General features: G+C 60.2%; 24 protein-coding genes. 9 read left to right on the forward strand and 15 right to left on the reverse strand.

Features of this window, described 5'->3' with window-relative positions; translation table 11 throughout:
- Positions 1-184 precede the first annotated feature (184 nt).
- Positions 185-1,186: a glycosyltransferase family protein gene (locus ABD937_RS05100; RefSeq protein WP_345253913.1), complete on the forward strand. Its 1,002-nt coding sequence runs from the start codon at positions 185-187 to the stop codon at positions 1,184-1,186.
- A 90-nt stretch (positions 1,187-1,276) separates the two neighbouring features.
- Here the strand turns inward: ABD937_RS05100 and ABD937_RS05105 are convergent, their stop codons facing one another.
- The gene (locus ABD937_RS05105) at positions 1,277-2,131 is read right to left on the reverse strand and encodes a DUF6159 family protein (RefSeq protein WP_345253915.1); all 855 of its coding nucleotides are present in this window, start codon (positions 2,129-2,131) and stop codon (positions 1,277-1,279) included.
- A gap of 159 nt (positions 2,132-2,290) precedes the next feature.
- Here ABD937_RS05105 and ABD937_RS05110 point away from each other — a divergent pair, with 159 nt between their 5' ends.
- Positions 2,291-3,025: an acyl-CoA desaturase gene (locus ABD937_RS05110; protein WP_345253916.1), complete on the forward strand. Its 735-nt coding sequence runs from the start codon at positions 2,291-2,293 to the stop codon at positions 3,023-3,025.
- 261 nt (positions 3,026-3,286) lie between these two features.
- On the opposite strand, the gene ABD937_RS05115 is transcribed toward ABD937_RS05110, so the two are convergent.
- Together ABD937_RS05115 and ABD937_RS05120 are read right to left on the reverse strand one after the other, a co-directional pair.
- A complete protein-coding gene (locus ABD937_RS05115; protein WP_345253917.1) occupies positions 3,287-3,460 on the reverse strand; it encodes a hypothetical protein in 174 nt (57 codons plus the stop codon).
- Positions 3,461-3,538: 78 nt separating this feature from the next.
- A complete protein-coding gene (locus tag ABD937_RS05120; RefSeq protein ID WP_345253919.1) occupies positions 3,539-4,351 on the reverse strand; it encodes an SDR family oxidoreductase in 813 nt (270 codons plus the stop codon).
- 173 nt (positions 4,352-4,524) lie between these two features.
- Here ABD937_RS05120 and ABD937_RS05125 point away from each other — a divergent pair, with 173 nt between their 5' ends.
- On the forward strand, positions 4,525-6,624 hold the full coding sequence (locus tag ABD937_RS05125; protein WP_345253920.1) for a PAS domain-containing sensor histidine kinase: 2,100 nt from the start codon (positions 4,525-4,527) through the stop codon (positions 6,622-6,624).
- 67 nt (positions 6,625-6,691) lie between these two features.
- Here ABD937_RS05125 and ABD937_RS05130 read toward each other — a convergent pair whose 3' ends face one another.
- From ABD937_RS05130 to ABD937_RS05140, 3 genes are all read right to left on the reverse strand, one after another.
- Entirely contained in the window at positions 6,692-7,276 is a 585-nt protein-coding gene (locus ABD937_RS05130) for a hypothetical protein (protein ID WP_345253921.1), read from the reverse strand.
- 75 nt (positions 7,277-7,351) lie between these two features.
- The gene (locus ABD937_RS05135; RefSeq protein WP_345253923.1) at positions 7,352-7,507 is read right to left on the reverse strand and encodes a hypothetical protein; all 156 of its coding nucleotides are present in this window, start codon (positions 7,505-7,507) and stop codon (positions 7,352-7,354) included.
- Between the two features lie 110 nt (positions 7,508-7,617).
- Positions 7,618-8,853 (reverse strand): hypothetical protein, encoded by a 1,236-nt coding sequence (locus ABD937_RS05140; RefSeq protein ID WP_345253925.1) that lies wholly within the window; start codon positions 8,851-8,853, stop codon positions 7,618-7,620.
- Positions 8,854-8,895: 42 nt separating this feature from the next.
- Between ABD937_RS05140 and ABD937_RS05145 the strand changes: the two genes are divergently transcribed.
- Together ABD937_RS05145 and ABD937_RS05150 are read left to right on the forward strand one after the other, a co-directional pair.
- Entirely contained in the window at positions 8,896-9,219 is a 324-nt protein-coding gene (locus tag ABD937_RS05145; protein WP_345253927.1) for a hypothetical protein, read from the forward strand.
- Positions 9,220-9,395: 176 nt separating this feature from the next.
- Positions 9,396-9,596, forward strand: coding sequence for a hypothetical protein (locus ABD937_RS05150; protein WP_345253929.1), 201 nt, complete (start codon positions 9,396-9,398; stop codon positions 9,594-9,596).
- A gap of 1 nt (position 9,597) precedes the next feature.
- Here the strand turns inward: ABD937_RS05150 and ABD937_RS05155 are convergent, their stop codons facing one another.
- The 3 genes from ABD937_RS05155 to ABD937_RS05165 form a co-directional block, all read right to left on the reverse strand.
- Complete coding sequence (locus tag ABD937_RS05155; RefSeq protein WP_345253931.1) at positions 9,598-10,113, reverse strand: hypothetical protein; 516 nt, start codon at positions 10,111-10,113, stop codon at positions 9,598-9,600.
- 54 nt (positions 10,114-10,167) lie between these two features.
- Entirely contained in the window at positions 10,168-10,371 is a 204-nt protein-coding gene (locus tag ABD937_RS05160) for a hypothetical protein (protein WP_345253933.1), read from the reverse strand.
- A 114-nt stretch (positions 10,372-10,485) separates the two neighbouring features.
- Positions 10,486-11,589 carry a lipase family protein gene (locus ABD937_RS05165; RefSeq protein ID WP_345253935.1) on the reverse strand — a complete coding sequence of 368 codons (1,104 nt, stop codon included), beginning with the start codon at positions 11,587-11,589 and terminating at the stop codon, positions 10,486-10,488.
- A 116-nt stretch (positions 11,590-11,705) separates the two neighbouring features.
- Between ABD937_RS05165 and ABD937_RS05170 the strand changes: the two genes are divergently transcribed.
- Positions 11,706-12,239 (forward strand): GNAT family N-acetyltransferase, encoded by a 534-nt coding sequence (locus tag ABD937_RS05170; RefSeq protein ID WP_345253937.1) that lies wholly within the window; start codon positions 11,706-11,708, stop codon positions 12,237-12,239.
- 113 nt (positions 12,240-12,352) lie between these two features.
- Here ABD937_RS05170 and ABD937_RS05175 read toward each other — a convergent pair whose 3' ends face one another.
- The 3 genes from ABD937_RS05175 to ABD937_RS05185 are packed head-to-tail and all read right to left on the reverse strand — an operon-like array spanning position 12,353 to position 13,466.
- A complete protein-coding gene (locus tag ABD937_RS05175) occupies positions 12,353-13,015 on the reverse strand; it encodes a class I SAM-dependent methyltransferase (RefSeq protein WP_345253939.1) in 663 nt (220 codons plus the stop codon).
- Positions 13,016-13,038: 23 nt separating this feature from the next.
- Positions 13,039-13,203, reverse strand: coding sequence for a hypothetical protein (locus ABD937_RS05180; RefSeq protein ID WP_345253941.1), 165 nt, complete (start codon positions 13,201-13,203; stop codon positions 13,039-13,041).
- 50 nt (positions 13,204-13,253) lie between these two features.
- Positions 13,254-13,466 carry a hypothetical protein gene (locus tag ABD937_RS05185; protein WP_345253943.1) on the reverse strand — a complete coding sequence of 71 codons (213 nt, stop codon included), beginning with the start codon at positions 13,464-13,466 and terminating at the stop codon, positions 13,254-13,256.
- Between the two features lie 67 nt (positions 13,467-13,533).
- Between ABD937_RS05185 and ABD937_RS05190 the strand changes: the two genes are divergently transcribed.
- The 3 genes from ABD937_RS05190 to htpG all read left to right on the forward strand — a co-directional run bounded on the left by ABD937_RS05190 (position 13,534) and on the right by htpG (position 16,517).
- Complete coding sequence (locus ABD937_RS05190) at positions 13,534-13,890, forward strand: septal ring lytic transglycosylase RlpA family protein (RefSeq protein WP_345253945.1); 357 nt, start codon at positions 13,534-13,536, stop codon at positions 13,888-13,890.
- A gap of 171 nt (positions 13,891-14,061) precedes the next feature.
- Positions 14,062-14,322 (forward strand): hypothetical protein, encoded by a 261-nt coding sequence (locus ABD937_RS05195; protein WP_345253947.1) that lies wholly within the window; start codon positions 14,062-14,064, stop codon positions 14,320-14,322.
- Positions 14,323-14,630: 308 nt separating this feature from the next.
- Positions 14,631-16,517: a molecular chaperone HtpG gene (gene htpG, locus ABD937_RS05200; RefSeq protein WP_345253948.1), complete on the forward strand. Its 1,887-nt coding sequence runs from the start codon at positions 14,631-14,633 to the stop codon at positions 16,515-16,517.
- A gap of 65 nt (positions 16,518-16,582) precedes the next feature.
- On the opposite strand, the gene ABD937_RS05205 is transcribed toward htpG, so the two are convergent.
- The 3 genes from ABD937_RS05205 to ABD937_RS05215 form a co-directional block, all read right to left on the reverse strand.
- Positions 16,583-17,821, reverse strand: a complete 1,239-nt coding sequence (locus tag ABD937_RS05205; RefSeq protein WP_345253950.1) for an acyltransferase family protein — start codon at positions 17,819-17,821, stop codon at positions 16,583-16,585.
- Between the two features lie 140 nt (positions 17,822-17,961).
- The gene (locus ABD937_RS05210) at positions 17,962-18,186 is read right to left on the reverse strand and encodes a hypothetical protein (RefSeq protein WP_345253951.1); all 225 of its coding nucleotides are present in this window, start codon (positions 18,184-18,186) and stop codon (positions 17,962-17,964) included.
- 121 nt (positions 18,187-18,307) lie between these two features.
- Complete coding sequence (locus ABD937_RS05215; RefSeq protein ID WP_345253952.1) at positions 18,308-19,336, reverse strand: PorP/SprF family type IX secretion system membrane protein; 1,029 nt, start codon at positions 19,334-19,336, stop codon at positions 18,308-18,310.
- Positions 19,337-19,343: the final 7 nt, after the last annotated feature.

The raw sequence follows: 19,343 nt of genomic DNA on the forward strand, positions 1-19,343 counted from the left end.
TCCCTCCTGTCGTTCATCGCTGCCCGGCTTGCGCAAGCAGGAAGCACCCGACAAAACCAGCCCCTGCACTGCGCCGGGGCTTTTCTTTTGTCAAATGCCGGAAATAAGATCGGCACGCCGCTTCCGGCATTATTTTTTCTTTAGGAGAACTCCCGGAAAACCGCCCCCAGCGCACCTGCTCCATATGAAACCGCCGAAAAACACCCTGTATTTATACCCCATCTCCGCCGAGGGTCACCGCCCCGGCAGCAACGATTATATGGTTCGCCTGCGCGACTGCCTCGACCGCCACTACCGCGTGGTCAACAAGGGCACGAGCCTCGGCATGGCCGACCTGCTGCTGAAGCTGCCCCGGTACGACCGCGTCTATTTCAACTGGATCGAGGACGTTCCCGACCGGCGCTTCGGCTACCTGCAGATCCCGATGTTGCTGACGGTACTGCTCGCCTGTAAGCTGAGCCGCAAAAAGATCGTCTGGTTCGTACACAATAATCTCTCGCACTACAAGACCAACCGGGTAGCCAAGCGGATTGTTCGGGTGCTGATGCGCAGCTTCGCCGACGTGACCCTGTCGCACTCGCGGGAGATCGGTGGCCTGCAGCGGCTGCGCAACCTTCATTGCTTCGATCACCCCGTGGAGCGGGCGCCCTTGCTGCCGCAGCCGGCCGCTCCCGACTGGGACCTGCTCATCTGGGGCACCGTAAGTCCCTACAAGGGGGTGGACCGCTTCGCCGCTTTCGCGGCCCGGCAGCCCAGCCTGCAGGCCCTGCGTGTACTGATCGCGGGCCGCTTCGCCGACGCCGGCCTGGAACAACGGATCCGGAGCCAGGCCCCCGGTGGCTGGGAGATCCGCGGGCATACCGTGGCCGACGAGGAGCTGCGCGACTTCTATGCGCGGAGTCGCTACGTGCTTTTTTGCTATGCCCCCGGTTCTGTGCTGAGCTCCGCAGCGCTGTGCCACAGCCTCGCGCACGGCAAGGTGGTGATCGGGCCCCACACGGGCTGCTTCAAGGAGCTGGGTGAGCTTGGGCTCATCTACACCTACCGGAGCTTCGACGAGTTGCCCGCACTGATCGCCCGGCTCAACGCCATCGAGGAGCCCGTAAGCCGCGCCGCACTCGAGCGCTACCTGTCGGCCAACGGGTGGGAGCACTTCGAGCGCTTCCTTGTAGAACGCATCGGGTAGCCGTTGCTGACCGCAGCAATCGAATACCATGACCTATAAATGAAAGGCCCCGGCAGTTGTGCCGGGGCCTTTCATTTATAGAGAGCTCGCTTAATTCTTCGGCTCGAAAAGGCCGTCGATCAGCTGCTGGTTGAAATGCTCTACCGGGGTACCCGTAACGTTGTGGTACACGGCAGCGATAAAGATCGTTTCGGCGGCACTCATCACGATCATGATCGAGAACGCGCCCATCACGGCGATCGCCACCCCCAGCGCCCAATGCACCGTGGCCCCCAGGGCTACGACGACCACCGCCAGTAAGATAAAGGCAAGCAGGTTCACCACGCCAAAGCCGATGCGGGAGCCGAGGCTCTCACCCCACTTCTCGCGCATCAGCTGCGCCGAGCGGCGGAAGGCGTCGATGGGACCGCAGTTTTCATAAGCGATCACCGGCACCACGAAGAAGGTGGCGATGCTCCAGACAATACCGATGAGGCCGGTAATGATCTTGCCGACGATGCCGGTGTTTTCCTGGATGGCCCGGAGGATGGTGCCTACCGTAGCGGCGAAGAGTGCCCAGGAAAAGATGACGCCGATGCGCGAAAGGCTGAAGCGGAGCCCGGCCGACACCGTCACTTCCTCACCGTGGAAATACAGGCGGGCGCAGTGGATGAGCGCCATGTTGAAAAAGGTAATCACGAAGTAGTTGACGACGTAAAAGCAGAAGATCAGGCCATAGTTCAGCACCATGCTGCCGGAGCTTTCTGCGCCGAAGAATTCCGATTCGAGGAACTCAACGTCGAAGCCGAAGGCGGCGAGTATGGCAAGCCCGAAGGAAGCCATGATCAGTACCAATGCGGCGCCGGAAAGCACGGGAAATACAATCAGTTGCTTGTTGGCCCGGAGCACCTTGAAGCTGCTCATGGTGATGTTCCAGCCATTGGAAAGACGGTCGAAAAAGCCCATAGTGGTCGGTTTTTGGTTTAGAAATTAAATATAGTCCCTTGTTTACATATATAAGCAATTGATGAGCTATTCCCTTAAACTTCCGCCAATCCGCAAGCCCGGCCGCACGGGTGCGGCTGCCGTCCCTTACCTTTGGCCCCTTATTTTCTTGTTACGCCTATGCTCTGGATTCTTCTATTCTTCGTCGCCCACTGGTACCTGTCGCTCTTTTCGCAGACCTTCTTCCTGCATCGCTATGCGGCGCACCGCTCGTTTACGATGAGCAAAGGTTGGGAGCGCTTTTTCTACGTATTCACCTGGATCACGCAGGGCTCTTCCTACCTGAGTCCCCGTGCCTATGGCATCATGCACCGCATTCACCATGCGTTTACGGATACCGAGCACGACCCGCACAGTCCCGCCTACGATAAGAACCTGTTCGCCATGATGTGGCGCACCAAAAAGATTTTCCAGGACATCCTGAACGACCGCACTCCCGTGGAAGACCGCTTCAAGAAGAACATCCCCGAGTGGCGCAGCTTCGACCGCTTTGCGTCGTCCGGCTTCTCGCGCCTGCTTTGGATCGCGGCCTATACCGCCCTGTACGTATTCCTGGCTCCCTCGCTCTGGTGGCTTATCCTGGTGCCGCTCCATGCCGTGATGGGCCCGCTGCACGGCGTCATCATCAACTGGTATGCCCACAAGTACGGCCATGTCAACTTCGAAACAGACAATACCTCCAAGAACCTGTTCCGCATCGACTGGCTGATGTTCGGCGAAGGCTATCACAATAACCACCACGTGCACCCGTCGCGCCCCAACTTTGCATCGGCGCCCGGCGAGTTCGACCCTTGCTACCCGATCATCAAGGGACTGCATAAGCTGAAAGTGATCCGCCCGGTGGCTGCCGCCTGATCGCAATCAGGAAACAGATATAACGACGAAGGACGGCATGGGCCGTCCTTCGTCGTAAGGAGCATCACCCGGCCCGGCTTTCCCGTGCGGGCGGGTACGACAACTTCCCCGCCCCGTATTTATACGGGCTACGGAAGCGCAGCGGATCCTGGCCCGAAACAAAAACCCGATCGGGGAAGCAGCTAGCGCGAAAACGCTCCGGCGCACCGGCGGCCAGCCTTTGCGCTGGAAACGGAACGCAACCAAAGGCCGGCTTTATGCTTATCGCAGCGAGCCGCCCGCATGGGTGTGCGCACTCAGTGAGTCGTGTCCCGCGGCCTTGGTATTGTGGCGCTGCTGGGTGCTGTCTTCGTTATTCGGCGGGGGCGATTTGGCCGGGGTGCCGGTGCAGGCGGTAAAGCAGATCAGGACGATCAACAGGCGCAGCGCTTTCATGAACGTACTTTTCCTGTAGCCGAAAAAATAGTTCCAAACTACGCGTCACGGCGCCGTTCGTACAAGATACCCAAGGGATCAGCCCTTCCGGGGGATCCGGTAGTGGTTACGGATCATCCGGTCGTAGGCGCCGGAAGGCAACAGCCGCTTTAGCAGCACCGAAAACTTCTCGAGCGGCTTGCCAAGCCGGTACACCCGGCGGAGCACCGGGGCTTCGAGCAATTGCTCCAACAGGGTCCCGAATACCTTCGGATCGAGGCCGCCGTCGACACTCTCGTTAATAAGGGCATAAGTTGTTTCGAAGGTCTCTTTGTAGGGGTTGCCTGCCGGCAGCTCGCTGCGGAGCCGGTTGGCGTTGATGTCGGTGCGCACGCCGCCGGGCTGCACCACGCAGGCCTGCACGCCAAAAGGCGCCAGCTCGGTGCGGAGTGCCTCGGTAAGGCGGTCGAGCGCGGCCTTGCTGGCGCTGTACATACCGCGGTAGGGAAGGCCGATCTCGGAGCCGATGGACGAAATGTTAATGATCTTGCCACTCCCCTGCTTCCGCATGGCGGGCAGCACGGCCTGCACGGCGCGGAGGGCGCCCAGCACATTGGTGTCGAGCACGCGGGCGCAGTCGTCGATCGAAAGCGTCTCTACGGGGCCGGCGATCCCGAGGCCGGCATTGTTCACCAGCACGTCGATGCGCCCCTCGGCGGCGAGTACCTGTGCTACGGCCGCCGCTATGCTTTCGGGGGAGCCCACGTCCATCGACAGGGTCCGGAACGGGCGCTCCTGGCCGCCCAGCGAGCGGGCAGTTCCGTACACAATATGCCCTTTTGCGGCCAGGTGGGTAGCGATCTGCTCACCGAGGCCACTCGACGCGCCGGTTACGATGACGACTTGCTTCATATACAGGAGGAACGTTTTTACAGGAAGGGTTGCCGGTTCCCGGGAGGGCAAAGAAACGGAATTCGGCCGAGGCGCATCGCTTGCCGCTCACAGAAATAACCGGAAACGCCATCTGATTTTTTTACATTTGATGTTTCCGATCCGCGCCCTCCACACACCAAAACTGTAACCACATGCCCCCATTAAAAAGGCTTGTCCGCGTTTCGTTTGTGCTGCTGCTCCTCGTGATCCTGTTCAACATCGCGAGCTGGTTTTCGGTGACGCAGCTGTCGGCTCAGAACCGCCTCTGCGAGGCGGGCGGCAACAGCTCGGCCAGACAGCAGGTGTACCTGCAGCAGGTGGCCGGCAAGGTATCGGCATTGTCCATCCACCATCATTTTTCAACCGACCAGTTCAATAACCAGCTCAAATACCTCGAACAGGCCGCGGCTCACTTCCGCGCGGGCCAGGTAGAGCTGCGCCAGATCGGGCGGGCACTTGCGGCCGGCGAGGATGCGACGCGGGTACAGGCGCTGCTTGGCCGCAGCGAAGCCGCTTATGCCATCGTACAGGCGCGGGCGCACCAAGCGCTTGAAAGTGCCGTCGCCAACCGCACCGACCCCGGCGACCCCGTGCCGTTTCACGCGGCCACCGGCGAATACCTGCCGCTGATGCAGCAGCTGCACGCCCAGTTTCTTCACATGGAGCAGAATACCCAGGCGCGCATCGAAACGATGAACCGGGCCACCATCATCTCGCTCATCGCCTGCCTGCTGTTCCTCGCTATACTTGTGATCGCCCCGATCTTTCGCCAGAGCACGCGCACCTACGAAGAGCTCCAGCGCTCGCTCGGAGAGGTCCGCGATTCGGGCGCCCTGCTCCGCACGGTGATCGACGCCACTCCGGATCTCATGTTCGTAGTGGACGGGGAGCAGCGCTTCCGCTTCGTCAACCAGGCGCTCGCCACTGAGCTCGGCACCACCCCCGAAGCCCTCGTAGGCCGCGGCATGGCGCCCACCCTGCTCCAGGGCGTCGCACCCGGCCACGACGCCTTCTGGAGTGCGCCCGGCAACCAGGACGAGGAGCTGATGGAGGCCACCGTCCAGGGCCCGGGGGGCACCCGCTACCTCACGCTGCACCGCTCCCTGTTGCGCAACGGGCAGGGCGGGCACCTGGGCTACTTCGGGCGGGTGCACGACATCACCTCCTTTGTAGAGGCCGAGCGGCAGATCCAGGAGTCGGAGCGCAAGTACCGCGGCCTTTTCGAAAGCAACCCGATGCCGATGTGGATCTTCGACCGCAACACACTGCGCTTCCTCGAGGTCAACGCCATGGCGGTGGCCCATTACGGCTACAGTGCGGCCGAATTTGCAACCATGACCATCCTCGACATTCGCCCACCCGAAGACCATGGACGGCTCCTCCAGGTAACGCAGGCACCCCGCTCCGGCGAGCGCCTGCAACAGGGGGTGTGGACGCACCTGCTCCGCGACGGACGTCGCATCTTCGTGGAGGTGATCTCGCACAGCATCGAGTACAACGGGCGGCCGGCGGTGCTCGTGCTGGCCAAGGACATAACGCGCAACATCGAGCTGCAGCACGAGTTGCTCGAGGAAAAGATCGCCCACCAGCGCTCCATCGCCCGGGCTACCGTGGTGGTGCAGGAAAAAGAGCGCAACGAGATCGGGCGCGAGCTGCACGACAACGTGAACCAGGTATTGACCTCCGTGAAGCTGCACCTCGAGATCATGGGCACCCCGGGAGCAGATGCGGAAAAGCACCGCGTACACAGCCTGCAGATGGTAGCCTCCGCCATCCAGGAAATACGGCGCCTGTCGCGCTCGCTGGTACCCCACGCCCTCAACGACGTTGGCCTTACTTCGGCGGTCGACGACCTTGTGGAAGGCCTCAACAACCTCGGTGCGGTTCGTTTTACGTTCAGTCACTCCGGCCTGGACGAGAACGGCCTGCCTTCCGGACTCAAGCTCACGATGCTGCGCATCATCCAGGAGCAAACGACGAATATCCTTAAATATGCAGGTGCGTCCGAAGCATCGGTGGAGCTGGAACAAGAGGGCTGCGAAATACGCCTGCGCATCACCGACAACGGCGTCGGCTTCGACCCGGAACAGAACCGCAAGGGGATCGGCATCACCAACATCATGAACCGCGCAGACATCTACCATGGGGTGTTGTCGCTGCAGACGGCTCCCGGCGCCGGCTGTGTGCTCAGCGTCTCGTTCGACCTTAATAAGGTGTACCGCCTCGAGGAAAGCTCTTTTGAAAAGGCGTAGCTAAACGGAAAGCGAAGTAGCCCCGGCGGATGCCGGGGCTACTTCGTTGAATGAAGCTGGTTGATGCCTAGTCTTCTTTGCTGGCAAAGGAGGGCTTCCCCTCGGCACGCCGCGCTTCGAGCTCGAAACGCAGGAGGCGCTCTGCCTGGATCTTTTCGATGATGGCCACGGGGAGCACCAGCTGGTTGAACTCAAGGGCATTGGCGGCGTATTCGTCGAGCGTGAGCTGTACATCGGCAAGGGCCTTCTCCGCGTTGGCGCGCAGGCGCAGCAACTCGCGCGTATTGCCCTCGATGGGCTCATGGTCCCACTCGCGGTACACCACGTTGTCGGCGCCGATACTGAGGCCCTCGTCGCAGCTGCGCATCGGGAGGATGTCGGTGATAAACTCCTTCGAGGTATAGGGCACCGTATAGGTGAAAACGTAAAAGGTTCCTTTCTTCCGCAGGTGAAAGCCTTCGGGCGTTTCGTTAGGGACCAGTTCCTTTTTGGAGTGCTCTTCCTTTACCTTATGGGTGTCGAGCTCCGGGATGTGGATCGCGTAATCGCGCTGGAGGTTCTCGGGCAGGCCCGGGTCGGCCAGGGCCGCGTCGCTGAGGCCGTGCAGGGCCACTTCGAGCATGTTGAGCCGGCGTTCGAACAGGTAATGCATAAATGCCGTTTTACGGTTGGGTATAAAAGAAGCGTGCCATTGGATGGGCCGGGCCTCCCGCCCGGCCCGCGTTCCTTAACCCATGGCATGCGTGCCCCGTGCGGTGTCGGGCAGCGGCTCCGCATCGGGACCTCCGGGAAGCGCATTACCCGAACGAACAGGGCGCTGGGCATAAAGTATGAGTCCGGCGATCGCAGCGCCTACCAGGGTTGCGGCAAGAAGTATTTTCATGTGGTTCCTTTAGAAGTTGCGGTGCAAGCGCCGTACCACGATGGCCCTGTCCAAAAAAGAGCGCGCCGGGCATTGCCCGGCGCGCGTATGGTTTCCATCTAACTCCTGGCTTAGTAGCCACCACCGGTGCTGCCGCTGGTGGAAGTGCTGCCGGAGGCATCGCCTTTGACCTTGGTCTTGCCTTCCTTGTGCTTGATCTTCTGAATCGTGTTGCCGTTGGCGTCCTTGATCTTGGTCTTCGCCTTGATCTCGGTGCCGCTGTTGCTGCTATTCAGGTTCATATCGGTGTTGGCGTTCACGTCCGTACCGGTGCTGCCGGAGTCGGAGCTCGTGCCGCTGCTATCCGTGGTCGTGGAGCCGCTCATGTTACTGTTCAGGTCCGACGATGAACTGGCCGGAGCTGTTGTATTCATATCGGTGCCGGTGCTCATCGAAGAGTCGGTGCTCAGCGTGGAGCTGCTGCCCTGCAGGGTGCCGCCATTCATGTCTGCATTTGCAGCGTTGCTCGAGGAGCTGTTGAGCAGCTCGGCGTCGTTGCGGAATACGTCGATGGCAGCCATTGTGGTACCTTCTTCGGTGAGGTATTCGCTGCGCGATACGCCGTTCTCGATGATGGTAGCCAGGTACACATCAGAGTCGTTGGCAGCGCGCACGCGGCTGATCGAGTAGATGTTGTTGCCGTACGTCTGCAGCGAGCGGGTGATCACTTCCTCGGGAACGAAGCCCTGAACCACCGGGAGCGCCACGGAGTAGCTGTTGCCGTTGGGGGCATAATACACCATGATGTTACGGTTCTGGTTGTTGAAGGAAGCGCGGTACCAGTCGCCGGCCTGCTGCCAGGTGGGGCTGAATGCCGCGGGATAATCGCGCTGCAGCGACATACTGAGGTTGCCCGGGATGTTGGTCACGTTGCCATAGGCGGCGTAGTTGCCGGTGCTGGAAAGCTGGGTGCTGCCGTTCACGGAGCCGTTGGCGTCCATAGCGGTGTTGCCCATGCTGCCATTGACCGTTGCATTCGTGGAGTTCATCGTGCCGCTCGGCGGAACAGAGGTGTTGCTGCCGGAGTTCAGGTTCGTGTTGCTGTTCACACCCGCATTCACATTGGTGCCGGTGTTCATGTTGGTGCCCGAATTCAGGTCAGAGCCGTTGGTCGTAGTACCACTGGTCGTCGTCGTGCCGTTGGTGGTCGTTCCGTTGTTCGTGGTCGTCGAGCTTGTTGTATTGCTCGAAGTCGTGTTGCTGTTACTGGTCGTGTTGGTCGAGGTGCTGTTGGTGCCCGTGGTATTCTGCGCCCAACCCATTGCTCCGCAACTCATCATGGCCAAAGCAAGAATTGTTTTTTTCATAGATCGCTTTTTTAATGAAGGTTTAGCGATTAACAAACAAGGATGATGCCTACGGCGACTCAGCCACAAAAGAAAATGTTGCGGAAATCCGCTCCGGGCAAGGAAAAGCGGGCATCGCATTGTCCCAACACCTTATATCATGCACAGGTGGTTGCCCCGTTGCAGAAAAGGTGCGGCCGGAAAAAAGAAACGCACTTTGTGTACGGTCAACACATTTCCGGCACAGAAAATGTTTTTCTGATGCTGAATACCCTGACCGTATTTCTACCCGTTGTGGATTACTTGCTTCCGGGTACTGCGATCGCCTGTGCTGATAACGACGGTTCGTTCGCCGCTTGTGAAAAATACGAAGCGCGGCATGGGTAATTAGGGAACTAAATCCCCAACATTCGACGTTGTAACAGCCGTTTGCTAAGGGGTTTCCTGCATCGCCTGCGGGGGCGGAAATAAAAAATGCGTCGCTCTAAAGCGGCGCACATAAATATGTTCGTTCCAGAGCCAATACGGCACAGGTAGGAATACTTTTTGCTCCTTCATTCGCTATGAGAAAGCGAAACCTTACCAACACGTCCGAAGCCCTTCAGGTCAACACCTCAGTTCTCAAGATCGTACACTCCAAAATCAAGACCGAAAAACTCATTACCCGCAATCTCACCGGACCGCTCACCCTGAACCCGCGCCCGGTGTATTACCCCGCGTCCTACAGCAAGGATGGTCCCGTAGGCAACTACCAGGGCCTCTGAATCAATCGCGGGTATCGGTCGGCGGAAGGTTGACCGGTGCCCCGCTTACCCCTACCCTGTTTCCGTAAATGCCCGGACCGGCATACGGATTTTTTCCGTTTACCCCTGTCGCCCGCCCGCTCGTGCCGACGCTCCCGATCGAGGAGCCGGTGCCTACCGAGCCGGTACCTGTAAAGGAGCCCATCGTGGGCGCCGTCGTATTATAGAACAGCAGGTGCCCGCGGGCAATCCCATACCGCAGCTTCGGCATATTGATCACAGGTCGCTCTACGCGCTCATCGGGTATGACCCCGGCCGCGCGGCCGTTGAGAAAGTTCACCTTCGGGTCTGCAATCGAGAACCCGGTGCTCCGGCTCTCGGCTGCCCCGCTAAAGGCCGCATTGGCCGAAGTGCTGGTGAGGCGCGTTGGCGCGTTGTCTGAAGCCACCGTCGTTTTGCCTTTCGTCTTTTTATGTTGTGCCGAGGCCGCCACCGTTGTCAGGACCACCAGGGCCGCACTCATCAGGATCTTTTTCATGGCCTTCCGTTTCAATAGCTAAGACAAAAGAGACGCCAGAAAAAAGGCCCCACATCAGGGCTCGGGGTTCCCGTCGGGGCCGTATTGCTTCCGCAGGCGATCCAGCGTCTGGCGCTCCGCTTCGGTTTGGTTGCCCTCCGTTTTTTCGAGTTCCTGCTGCAGCGGGTCCTTCATCGAAGCAGGGTCCTGCGCGGCGTTGAGCACCTCCCCGGGCATTACGGGGCCCGGCGCTTTCGGATCGTTATACTGCTTATCCATATCCTTGTTTTACAGAAGCGGGACGCAGAATTATGCCAGTCCCGCGCTTTACCGCCTTCTTTTTCCCGCACTACGGGAAATTACGGCCTCCAATGCCCTGGCGGCATTCACAGATCAGGGCTGCAGGTAATCTTTCCGGAGCAGTGTCAGGTAGGCCCCGAACGTGTGGTGCTTCCACACCCCAAGACCGGAGGTATCGTTCGGGTATTGCCGGTAATAGGCGCTGTCGGGCATCAGCACCACCGCCCCCCCCGCCCGCATATAGTCGAGCCCGGGCGTCGCCCCGGGCAATCGCAGTGCCGGCAACTTTTTACGCACTTCCTTGCCTACGCGTCCCCCGAAATATTTCTGGTACTTCCCGACCGCTTTGCGGCTCTTTCGCGTCAGCTTGTTGTACATCATCGCGCCGTATAGCCGCACCACGAGCTTCTGGTTGCGCAGGGCGCCTTTCACGTCGGCCAGAGGGTTGTTCGGGTTGAGGTCGCGGATCTGCTGGAGGCTCAGCGGGGTTTCGGGCACCCAGTCGGCGGCGTTTACCACGTTGAAGGCCCAGCCGCCGCGGTTGATGAAGTCGTAATCGTAGGCAAACTGCAGGTTACCCGGCTTGGGTCCCGCGCTGCTGTAGGTCTTGTAGGTAATGCCGGCCGGCAGAGCGCCCTGAAGCGTGCGGTAGTGCAGCCAGGAGCGCAGCAGTGCGGCGAGCACCCCACCCTGGCTATGGCCGGTTACGTAGATGGCGCGCGTGCCCTTGTCGTACAGCTCACGGATTTTCCGCTCGATGTCGCCGCTCATGGAGGCCAGGGCAATGAGCCAGCCGGTGTGTACCGCAGCGCCTTCAGCGGCCGCAAGGCGGTAGTCGACCCGGGTGCTGTCGTCGAGCTGCAGGGTGCCGGCAGCGGGCTGCATCTCCGAGTAGAGGTTGGCGAGCCAGCTCCATTTGGTGGCCACGGTGCCGCGGATGCAGAGTACGGCCACCGGTGCATCGGCAGCCTGCCAGAGGAACCAGCGGTTGTCGAGCCCGGTCACGCGCGAGGTATACGTACGGCGGAAGCGCACCGCCTCACCCGAGGCGCGCTGCAGGCTGTCGTAGGTATTGAAGTTCATCGCCAGCAGGTCGCGGTATTCGCGGGCATCGAAGCCGGGACGCAGCAGGGCCTCCTGGGCAACGGCGCAACAGGCGGAGGCGAGCAGGAATGCAAGAAACAAGGTCTTTTTCATGGTGGCAGTGTGGGGTGGCGGGGCAAGATCCGACGGCCGGCACAAAGGTAGCGGGAGGTCTGCCGATTGTAACAACGCGGTTCGGTGTTACTTTCGCGCGCACCGCACAACACGCCATGATCCGACTAGCATACTTTACCCCCGCCGACTTCGACCAACTGATTGCCTGGGTGCACGACGAGTACCTGCTCACCAACTGGGCCGGCTCCCTGTTCCGGTTCCCGCTTACCCGCGACAGCCTCGAGTGGTACCTGGAAGACACTAACGACCTGGAAAAGTCCGACGCGCTCGTGTACAAGGCGATCGACGAGGCCAGCGGCGAAACGGTGGGCCATGTGTCGCTCGGCAGCATCAGCCGCAAGAACCACTCGGCGCGCATCAGCCGTGTGCTTGTGGGCGATACGCAACACAAAGGGCGTGGCATCTGTACCGAGATGATCCGTGCCGTGCTGCGCGTGGGCTTCGGAGAGCTGAACCTGCACCGGATCTCGCTTGGCGTTTACGACTTCAACAAATCGGCGATCCGCTGCTACGAAAAGGCCGGCTTCGTCAGCGAGGGCGTGCAGCGCGATATCCTGCGCTATGGCGACGAATACTGGAGCCTCCGCGAAATGAGCATCCTCTCCCACGAATGGAAAGCGATGCAGTAATTGGGTAATGGGGTAATGTGCTGATGGGGTAATGGAGTAATGGGATGATGGGGTAATAAAGTATCCTTGACTCTTGTTCCAACTGCTTCTTTCCGCAACGGCACACCAACCTCTCAAAACCCCTCAAAACCGTCCAAAACCTCCTTGTCCGCACTAAGTACGAGCAATTGAATGTCTGCGCCGTCCGGAGCTGTGTGAAGTTCTTGGTGCCGCACCCAGGGTTGCAGGGCGGAGAGGAAGTCACGGCCGGCAAGACGCTGCGGGGTCGCCAACAGCAGCAATGCCCCCTGCGCCAGCAGGCGCTGCAGCGCGTCGAGGAGGGCGGGAAAATCACCGGGCGCATAGTTGACGTCGCTCAGGAGTACCACCTCCGCATCGAGGTCGCCGGGGAGGTGGTTCCAGTCGATCATCCGTATTTCTACAGGCAGCTCCGGGTAGCGGGCAAAGGTTGCCGACAGTACCTCAAGCGCTTCGGGCAGGTACTCGCTGCAGGTGACGTGCGCCGCGTACCGCGCCGCGGCAAGAGCCGGCAGACCGAGGCCGGCCGCCAGCTCCAGCACGCGCTTGCCGGCAAAAAATCCCGGGTGCCGCAACACGAATGCCGCCAGCACCTTCGCCGAAGGCCACAGCTTTGTCCAGTAAGGAAAGGGAGGCGCGTCCCCCGCCGCCTGCGCGGCGAGGTACCGCTCCTGCACTGCTGCCGCATCCGGTACGAGGAAGGTCAGTGAACTGCCTTCGAGTTCAATGGTGCAGGGAAGCAGGGGCAGGGGGTCCATGCCGCAAAGAAAGGGGTTCGTTTTTAATCCCGCTCCGTGAGCGCTTCCTTGCGCTGCTGCTCTGCATCCGCTTCCTCCCCTGCCGAAGGTTCCGGCTGCGCCGCCTCCGGTTGCTTGAACGGGTTTTTCACCGGTTCCTGGGTGCCCGCTCCGGGGCGGTGCTCTTCGTGCTTGCGATCGTTGGTCATCTTGTTGTGTTTTTTGCTGTTTGCTGATGATGATACGCAGCCCTGGGGCGTCATTCGTTCCCAGCCGCCGCGCCACCTTTGCGGAGGCCTTCCTCCCGCTCCCGGCGCCGGTCGGCGCTGTAGTCGTCCTGTCCCTCGTGGCTGCTTACGTCGCGGCGCTCCTCCTCAGCAGCCCGGAAATTCACGTGCTTGTCGCGGTGGCCGTCTGCCGGTGGCTCGAGCTTCGGTTCCCGCACCTTGTAGTGTTCCTGGTCCTTTTCCATAACCGTATTTTACCGGCATTGCCTCCAAATTGGTGCCATCGTGCCGCCGGTTCGCTAAGTTTGTGTGATGCGCCTCCTGCTGCTTCCGCTGCTCCTGCTGCTGCTTGCCTCCTGCGCCGGCTCCCTCACCGAATCGGGCAAGGCCTCCTACTACGCCGATAAGTTCGAGGGCCGCCGAACGGCGAGCGGGGCCGTCTTCCGCCAGCGCAAGTACACCGCGGCCCACCGCACCCTGCCCTTTGGCACCAAAGTGAAGGTCAAAAACCTCGACAACGGCAAAACGGTGAAGGTAAAGGTCAACGACCGCGGGCCCTTTGTGGCAGGCCGCATCATCGACCTGAGCCGCGCTGCGGCGAGTGACCTCGGCCTGCTCCAGAGCGGCGTTGCCCGCGTGGAGATCCGGTACAAGAAAAAGAGGCGCTGACGGCCCGCGCCCGCCCGGAGTGTAATTTGTCGCTGCAAGTCATTTGCTACCAGACCTTTACACCGCGGTAAGCAAAAACGCGCAGGCGCTTCCCGTACATTCTCTTACCCCCTTAAAAATAAGGGCAATGCGGAACGGCAGGGAAAGGCGACCCCTATAAATTGCGGCGTGATGATGAATGAAGAATTTACGCTGGTGGAGAATGGGATCACTTTTATTTTCCGGCGCATGTATCACCCCGAGGTAGAGCTTGCCTATCATGTTCACGTAACCAACCTGAGCCAGCGGATCATTTTCCGGATGAAGCGTAATGCGCGCGGCAACTGGAAGATCCTGCACCAGGACCTGCCGGAGTCGGTGTGGCGCGCCGAGGCGCGGCTGGCCGAGGCCATTGCGAGCAACGAGCAGGCGCCGGGTAAGCATCCGTCCTGACCACTCCCCGCCGGAACGCCGTTCCAGCGGCCTCCGCCGATGTCCCCTCCATATCCGGAACCTAAGTTCCCCTCCTGCCGCCCCTGGCCGCCACCTGTTGCTGCCGGTGCGCTTCATTGCCGAAGACAGCGAAACGAAACCCTGGCGGGAACCACCGGAAAAAAGAAGGGCTGACCGGAAATCCGGACAGGTCAGCGAGCCCCGCCGCGGCTTCTCAGCAGGGTTTTCTGTCATTCTGGCAAGCTGACCTGCTTTGGAACGTCGCTTGCTCCCGGGAAGCATCATTCTTTAAACAACTGCAACCCGATATGGTACAAGAGAAAGGGACGATCTCGATCCACACCGAGAACATATTCCCCATCATCAAGAAATTCCTTTATTCCGACCACGAGATCTTCCTCCGCGAGCTCGTGAGCAACGCCGTGGACGCCACCCAGAAGATGCGCCGGCTTGCCGCACTTGGCAAGTACAACGCGGAGCTCGGCGACACTACGATCCAGGTGAGCGTGGACGAAGCCGCCAAGACCATCACGATCTCCGACCGCGGCATCGGCATGACCGCCGAGGAGGTGAAGAAATACATCAACCAGATCGCCTTCTCGGGCGCCACCGAGTTCATGGAGCAATTCAAGGAAGCCCGCGACGCCAACGAGATCATCGGGCGCTTCGGCCTCGGATTCTACTCCGCCTTCATGGTGGCCGATAAGGTGGAGATCCAGACCCTGTCGTACCAGGAAGGCGCCGAGCCGGCCCGCTGGGTCTGCGACGGCTCCACGGAGTTTGAATTGACCGAGGGTTCCCGCACGGAGCGCGGCACCGACATCGTCCTGTACCTCAACACCGATAACGAGGAGTTCCTCGACCGCTCGCGCCTCCAGCAGATCCTCGACAAGTACGCCAAGTTCATGCCCGTGCCCATCCAGTTCGGCACTCGCAACAGCACGGAGGAAGACGGCACCGACGAGGAAGGCGAGCCGAAATACAAGACGGTCGAGGTGCCCAACATCATCAACAACACGAACCCGATCTGGACGAAGGCGCCGACCGAGCTTTCCGACGAGGACTACCTCAATTTCTACCGCGAGCTGTATCCGCTTTCCGACGACCCGCTGTTCTGGATCCACCTCAACGTGGACTACCCGTTCAACCTCACGGGCGTGCTTTATTTCCCGAAGCTGAAGAACGACTTCGAGGTGCAGCGCAACAAAATCAAGCTCTTCTCGCGCCAGGTGTTCATCACCGACGAAGTGAAGGACATCGTGCCCGAGTTCCTGATGCTGCTGCACGGCGTCATCGATTCGCCCGACATTCCGCTCAACGTAAGCCGCTCCTTCCTGCAGGCCGACTCGAACGTAAAGAAGATCAACTCCTATATCACGCGCAAGGTGGCCGACAAGCTGCTCGAGCTGTTCCGCAAAGACCGCAAGGCATTCGAGGAAAAGTGGAACGACATCGGCCTGTTCGTGAAGTACGGCGCGCTTTCCGACGACAAGTTCTGGGAAAAGGGCAAGGACTTCGTGCTGCTGAACAACACGAAGAGCGAGTACTATACGCTCGATGAATACAATGCGAAGGTCAAGGACTTCCAGACCGACAAGGACGGTCGCCTCGTATACCTCTATACCAACGACGCCGAGCGCCAGGACAGCTATATCCAGGCTGCCAACAAGCGCGATTACGACGTGCTGCTGATGAACTCGCCTATCGACACGCACTTTACGCAGCACCTCGAGTCGAAGCTGGAGAAAACCTCCTTCAAGCGCGTGGACGCCGACATCCTCGACAAGCTGATCGTGAAAGAAAACGCGCAGCAGCACCAGCTTTCCGACGACGAGAAGAGTAAGGTGAAGGACATTTTCCAGAAAGCCATTGCCAACGAGCACATGCAGGTGGAAGTGGAAGCCCTCTCCGACGCGGAGCTGCCGGTGACCATCACCATGGAAGAATGGATGCGCCGCATGAAAGACATGGCGCGCCTCGGTGGTGGTGGCATGCAATTCTACGGATCGCTGCCCGACTCCTACAAGGTGGCCGTCAACGGAAACCACAAGCTGATCTCCCGTATCCTTTCCGCTCCCGAAGAGGAAGGCACCAGGCTCGCCCGCCAGGCCTTCGACCTGGCCCTCCTCTCGCAGGGCATGCTGAAAGGCGCCGACCTCACGGCATTCGTCGAGCGCAGCGTGAACCTGATCTGACCCGAAAAAGCAAACAAAAAAAGGAGCCCTGGCGGGCTCCTTTTTTTTATGCTGTATCATTACGGTCAGCGAACTGCAGGCGCATCCACCGGCAGCACACGCACCGAGCCTTCTTCGCTGGTTGCCGCGGGCGGCTCCGGCAAGGGCGTCAACCCGCGGTTGCCGGTGAGGATGCCGAACACAGGAGGAGCTACTTTCTTCAGCAGGGCGCCTACGGCCATGCAAAACAGGATCAGCACCGCAGGCAGCAGCAAGTAGGTAGCAAGGCGGTAGTAGCGGAATGGCTGCAACAGGCCGTGTACGGGGTCGATCAGGTAGGTAACGAGCGGCACGTGCAGGGCATAGATCATGAAGGATTGATCGCTGGCAGCGCGGAACCAGCGCTTCGACATCGCCCAGGCCGAGAGGCGATCGGCACCGTACCAGGCCACGAGCAATCCGGACGCCACCACGAACTTATGCATCACCCAGATCGTGATCCGGGGAATTGCTTCGCCGGGGAAAATACCGGCGTTGAGGGCAATCCAGGTCTTGGCGATGCTCAGCACCAGCAGCACGGCAACGGCGCCTTTCATCGAAAACCAACGTGGTTGCCGGGACAGATCCTTACCCCGCTTGCACAGCCAGATGCCGAGGCAGAAGGGCAGCAGGCCCTCGCCATCGATCAGCATCCGCCACGGACCCTGGAACTGCTGCGGAAGGGTATCGAACAGCGACATCGGGGTCGCCAGCCAAAGCAGTGTCAGCACCGGGAACAGCACCTTCGGCGCCTTCAGCACACCCAACCGCAGCACCGGGTACAGCAGGTTGAGGATGAACAGGCTGCGGATGAACCAAAGCTGGTACGAAATGCCGCCGCCGGTCATGATCTGGAACCAGTCGTTCGCCGTTACGTCGCCGAGCGAGCGCTTGTCGGGCGGCAGCTGCGTTGCCACAACGTCGCGGGTGAACGACCATTGGAGGAGTGCGAAAACGATCAGAATGCCGATGGCGCTCCAGAGGAAATACGGTATGGCGATCGTGCGGAATCGTTTGCCGATGATGCGGAGATAGCCTTTCTCGTCGCCGCGGGCAAGGAGGTAGCCGGAAATGGCAAACAGCATAGGGATGCGGAAGCGGAAGAGCCCGTTGGCGGTCAGGTATTCGAAGAAGGTGGTGAACGTCGTGCGTTCCTGCACGAGGCCGAAGGGCTGAAGATAGCGGTCGTTGAGGTCGTAGCCGTGTACGTAGACCAGCAGCAGCATCGAAACAAAAGAGAAGAACCGCATTTTCCGGCTCCACTCGGGGCGCAGCATCGTTTGCATATTGGTGGGACGCAGCCGGTGGGAGCTGCGTTACACGAAGGTGGCGGTTTTTTCCGGGGCTGGCTGCGCTACTGTGACGGAACCCGCCAGGGAGCGGATGAACCGTCAAAAAAGGCGGCCCGCGCCCCTCGAAAGCTGGCTTAAAGGTACCGGAACACAGAGGCCCGGTAACGCTCCAGGTCCTCGAGCGTGGTCAGCTCATCGAACTGCGCCTGGTTACCCTGTCGGTCGCTGCGCACCAGCAGCACGCGCTCCCCGTTGACGATGGTACTCTTCGCCCGCTGGAACATCGTTTCGAGCGAATCAATGTCACGGATCGTCTGCCATTCCTCCACCTGTGTGACGTCGATGGTGTATTCCTGCATGGGGCAAAAATAGCGGCAATCGGGAATCGGGAATCGGGAATGCTTGCGCCCCAAAAAAAGAACCCCTCGCTCTGCGAGGGGTTCTTTTGCCGATTGCCGATTACCGATTGCCGATTCCCGATCAGAAGCTCACCGGGCAACGCATCTTATCGGCCGAGGAGTTTCGGATGTTGAGGAAGTTCTTGTAGCTCAGCGTGATCTCGAAGCCGCCGCGACCACCGTTGGCATTTTTCAGCTTGGAGATCGTGGCATCGTAGGAAGCGCCGATCGACCACTGGTAGTAATCGAGCTTGATCACCGGGGCTACCGCGTCGTTGAGGCGGTACATGGCGCCGGCCGCAATGCTCACTGTTTCGCCCTCGTCGCCCAGCTGGCTGAGGTCGTGGCGGAACAGGAAGCCGCCCTGGGCCTGGCTGTGGCCGCCCTGCACGAACAGGTCGCCGAACACCATCAGGTTGTCGTATTCGCTGGTGGGCACTGACAGGCCGGCATTCACCGAGAACTTCGAATTGAGGCGCACGTCGCTCACCGGGTTGAACGCTACCTTAGGCTGGTTGAAGTGGTAGTAGGATGCGCCCACGTAATACTTCAGGTCCGACCCCGCCTCGCTGCTGTAGGCTAGGCCCACGCCTGCGTCCCAGTAAATGAGGTTCGTGTTGGAGAAGGTCTGCCGCGTCGGGTTGGCCGGGCTGTAAGCACCGTTCACGTACTGGTCGTCGAACTTGAGGCCCGTAGGGTCGAAGCGCTGCTGAACGGCGCCACCGATAAACCCGATGGAGAGGTAGGCATCCTTCTCGGAGCTCATCGACTTGTGATAGGCAAGCACCGGCAGGAGTTGCGTCTTGCCCATCTTCGAATCGCCCGCGATGTCGTTGGTCAGCTGCAGGCCGAAGGAGATGTAGTCGTCGGTGTTGGCGCTGACGCCGAACTTGGACTCCACGCCGAGGGCCTGGGTCTTGTAGGCGGAGGTAGCGCTATTCCACTGGCTGCGGAAGGCGCCCGACACGCGGAGGTCGCCGCGGAACATACCGGAAAGCGCCGGGTTGCGGAGCAGGGGCATTTCATAGAACTGGGAGAAGTTGATGTCCTGGGCCATCGTAGCCACCGATGCAGTCAGGAGGGTTCCCAGCAATAAGCTTTTCTTTTTCATGGCACAG

The organism is Flaviaestuariibacter amylovorans (genome assembly GCF_039541815.1).
Lineage (GTDB): Bacteria > Bacteroidota > Bacteroidia > Chitinophagales > Chitinophagaceae > Flavisolibacter > Flavisolibacter amylovorans.

Excerpts from the sequence above, each read along its gene's own strand:
- ABD937_RS05190 (WP_345253945.1), top strand. The coding sequence starts at position 13,534 with ATGCGCCTCCTGCTGCTTCCGCTGCTCCTGCTGCTGCTTGCCTCCTGC.
- ABD937_RS05205 (WP_345253950.1), bottom strand. The coding sequence starts at position 17,821 with ATGCAAACGATGCTGCGCCCCGAGTGGAGCCGGAAAATGCGGTTCTTC.
- htpG (WP_345253948.1), top strand. The coding sequence starts at position 14,631 with ATGGTACAAGAGAAAGGGACGATCTCGATCCACACCGAGAACATATTC.
- ABD937_RS05210 (WP_345253951.1), bottom strand. The coding sequence starts at position 18,186 with ATGCAGGAATACACCATCGACGTCACACAGGTGGAGGAATGGCAGACG.
- ABD937_RS05155 (WP_345253931.1), bottom strand. The coding sequence starts at position 10,113 with ATGAAAAAGATCCTGATGAGTGCGGCCCTGGTGGTCCTGACAACGGTG.
- ABD937_RS05165 (WP_345253935.1), bottom strand. The coding sequence starts at position 11,589 with ATGAAAAAGACCTTGTTTCTTGCATTCCTGCTCGCCTCCGCCTGTTGC.
- ABD937_RS05215 (WP_345253952.1), bottom strand. The coding sequence starts at position 19,336 with ATGAAAAAGAAAAGCTTATTGCTGGGAACCCTCCTGACTGCATCGGTG.
- ABD937_RS05135 (WP_345253923.1), bottom strand. The coding sequence starts at position 7,507 with ATGAAAATACTTCTTGCCGCAACCCTGGTAGGCGCTGCGATCGCCGGA.
- ABD937_RS05145 (WP_345253927.1), top strand. The coding sequence starts at position 8,896 with ATGATGCCTACGGCGACTCAGCCACAAAAGAAAATGTTGCGGAAATCC.
- ABD937_RS05110 (WP_345253916.1), top strand. The coding sequence starts at position 2,291 with ATGCTCTGGATTCTTCTATTCTTCGTCGCCCACTGGTACCTGTCGCTC.
- ABD937_RS05160 (WP_345253933.1), bottom strand. The coding sequence starts at position 10,371 with ATGGATAAGCAGTATAACGATCCGAAAGCGCCGGGCCCCGTAATGCCC.
- ABD937_RS05105 (WP_345253915.1), bottom strand. The coding sequence starts at position 2,131 with ATGGGCTTTTTCGACCGTCTTTCCAATGGCTGGAACATCACCATGAGC.
- ABD937_RS05175 (WP_345253939.1), bottom strand. The coding sequence starts at position 13,015 with ATGGACCCCCTGCCCCTGCTTCCCTGCACCATTGAACTCGAAGGCAGT.
- ABD937_RS05195 (WP_345253947.1), top strand. The coding sequence starts at position 14,062 with ATGATGAATGAAGAATTTACGCTGGTGGAGAATGGGATCACTTTTATT.
- ABD937_RS05130 (WP_345253921.1), bottom strand. The coding sequence starts at position 7,276 with ATGCATTACCTGTTCGAACGCCGGCTCAACATGCTCGAAGTGGCCCTG.
- ABD937_RS05170 (WP_345253937.1), top strand. The coding sequence starts at position 11,706 with ATGATCCGACTAGCATACTTTACCCCCGCCGACTTCGACCAACTGATT.
- ABD937_RS05180 (WP_345253941.1), bottom strand. The coding sequence starts at position 13,203 with ATGACCAACGATCGCAAGCACGAAGAGCACCGCCCCGGAGCGGGCACC.
- ABD937_RS05115 (WP_345253917.1), bottom strand. The coding sequence starts at position 3,460 with ATGAAAGCGCTGCGCCTGTTGATCGTCCTGATCTGCTTTACCGCCTGC.
- ABD937_RS05125 (WP_345253920.1), top strand. The coding sequence starts at position 4,525 with ATGCCCCCATTAAAAAGGCTTGTCCGCGTTTCGTTTGTGCTGCTGCTC.
- ABD937_RS05140 (WP_345253925.1), bottom strand. The coding sequence starts at position 8,853 with ATGAAAAAAACAATTCTTGCTTTGGCCATGATGAGTTGCGGAGCAATG.
- ABD937_RS05185 (WP_345253943.1), bottom strand. The coding sequence starts at position 13,466 with ATGGAAAAGGACCAGGAACACTACAAGGTGCGGGAACCGAAGCTCGAG.
- ABD937_RS05150 (WP_345253929.1), top strand. The coding sequence starts at position 9,396 with ATGAGAAAGCGAAACCTTACCAACACGTCCGAAGCCCTTCAGGTCAAC.
- ABD937_RS05100 (WP_345253913.1), top strand. The coding sequence starts at position 185 with ATGAAACCGCCGAAAAACACCCTGTATTTATACCCCATCTCCGCCGAG.
- ABD937_RS05120 (WP_345253919.1), bottom strand. The coding sequence starts at position 4,351 with ATGAAGCAAGTCGTCATCGTAACCGGCGCGTCGAGTGGCCTCGGTGAG.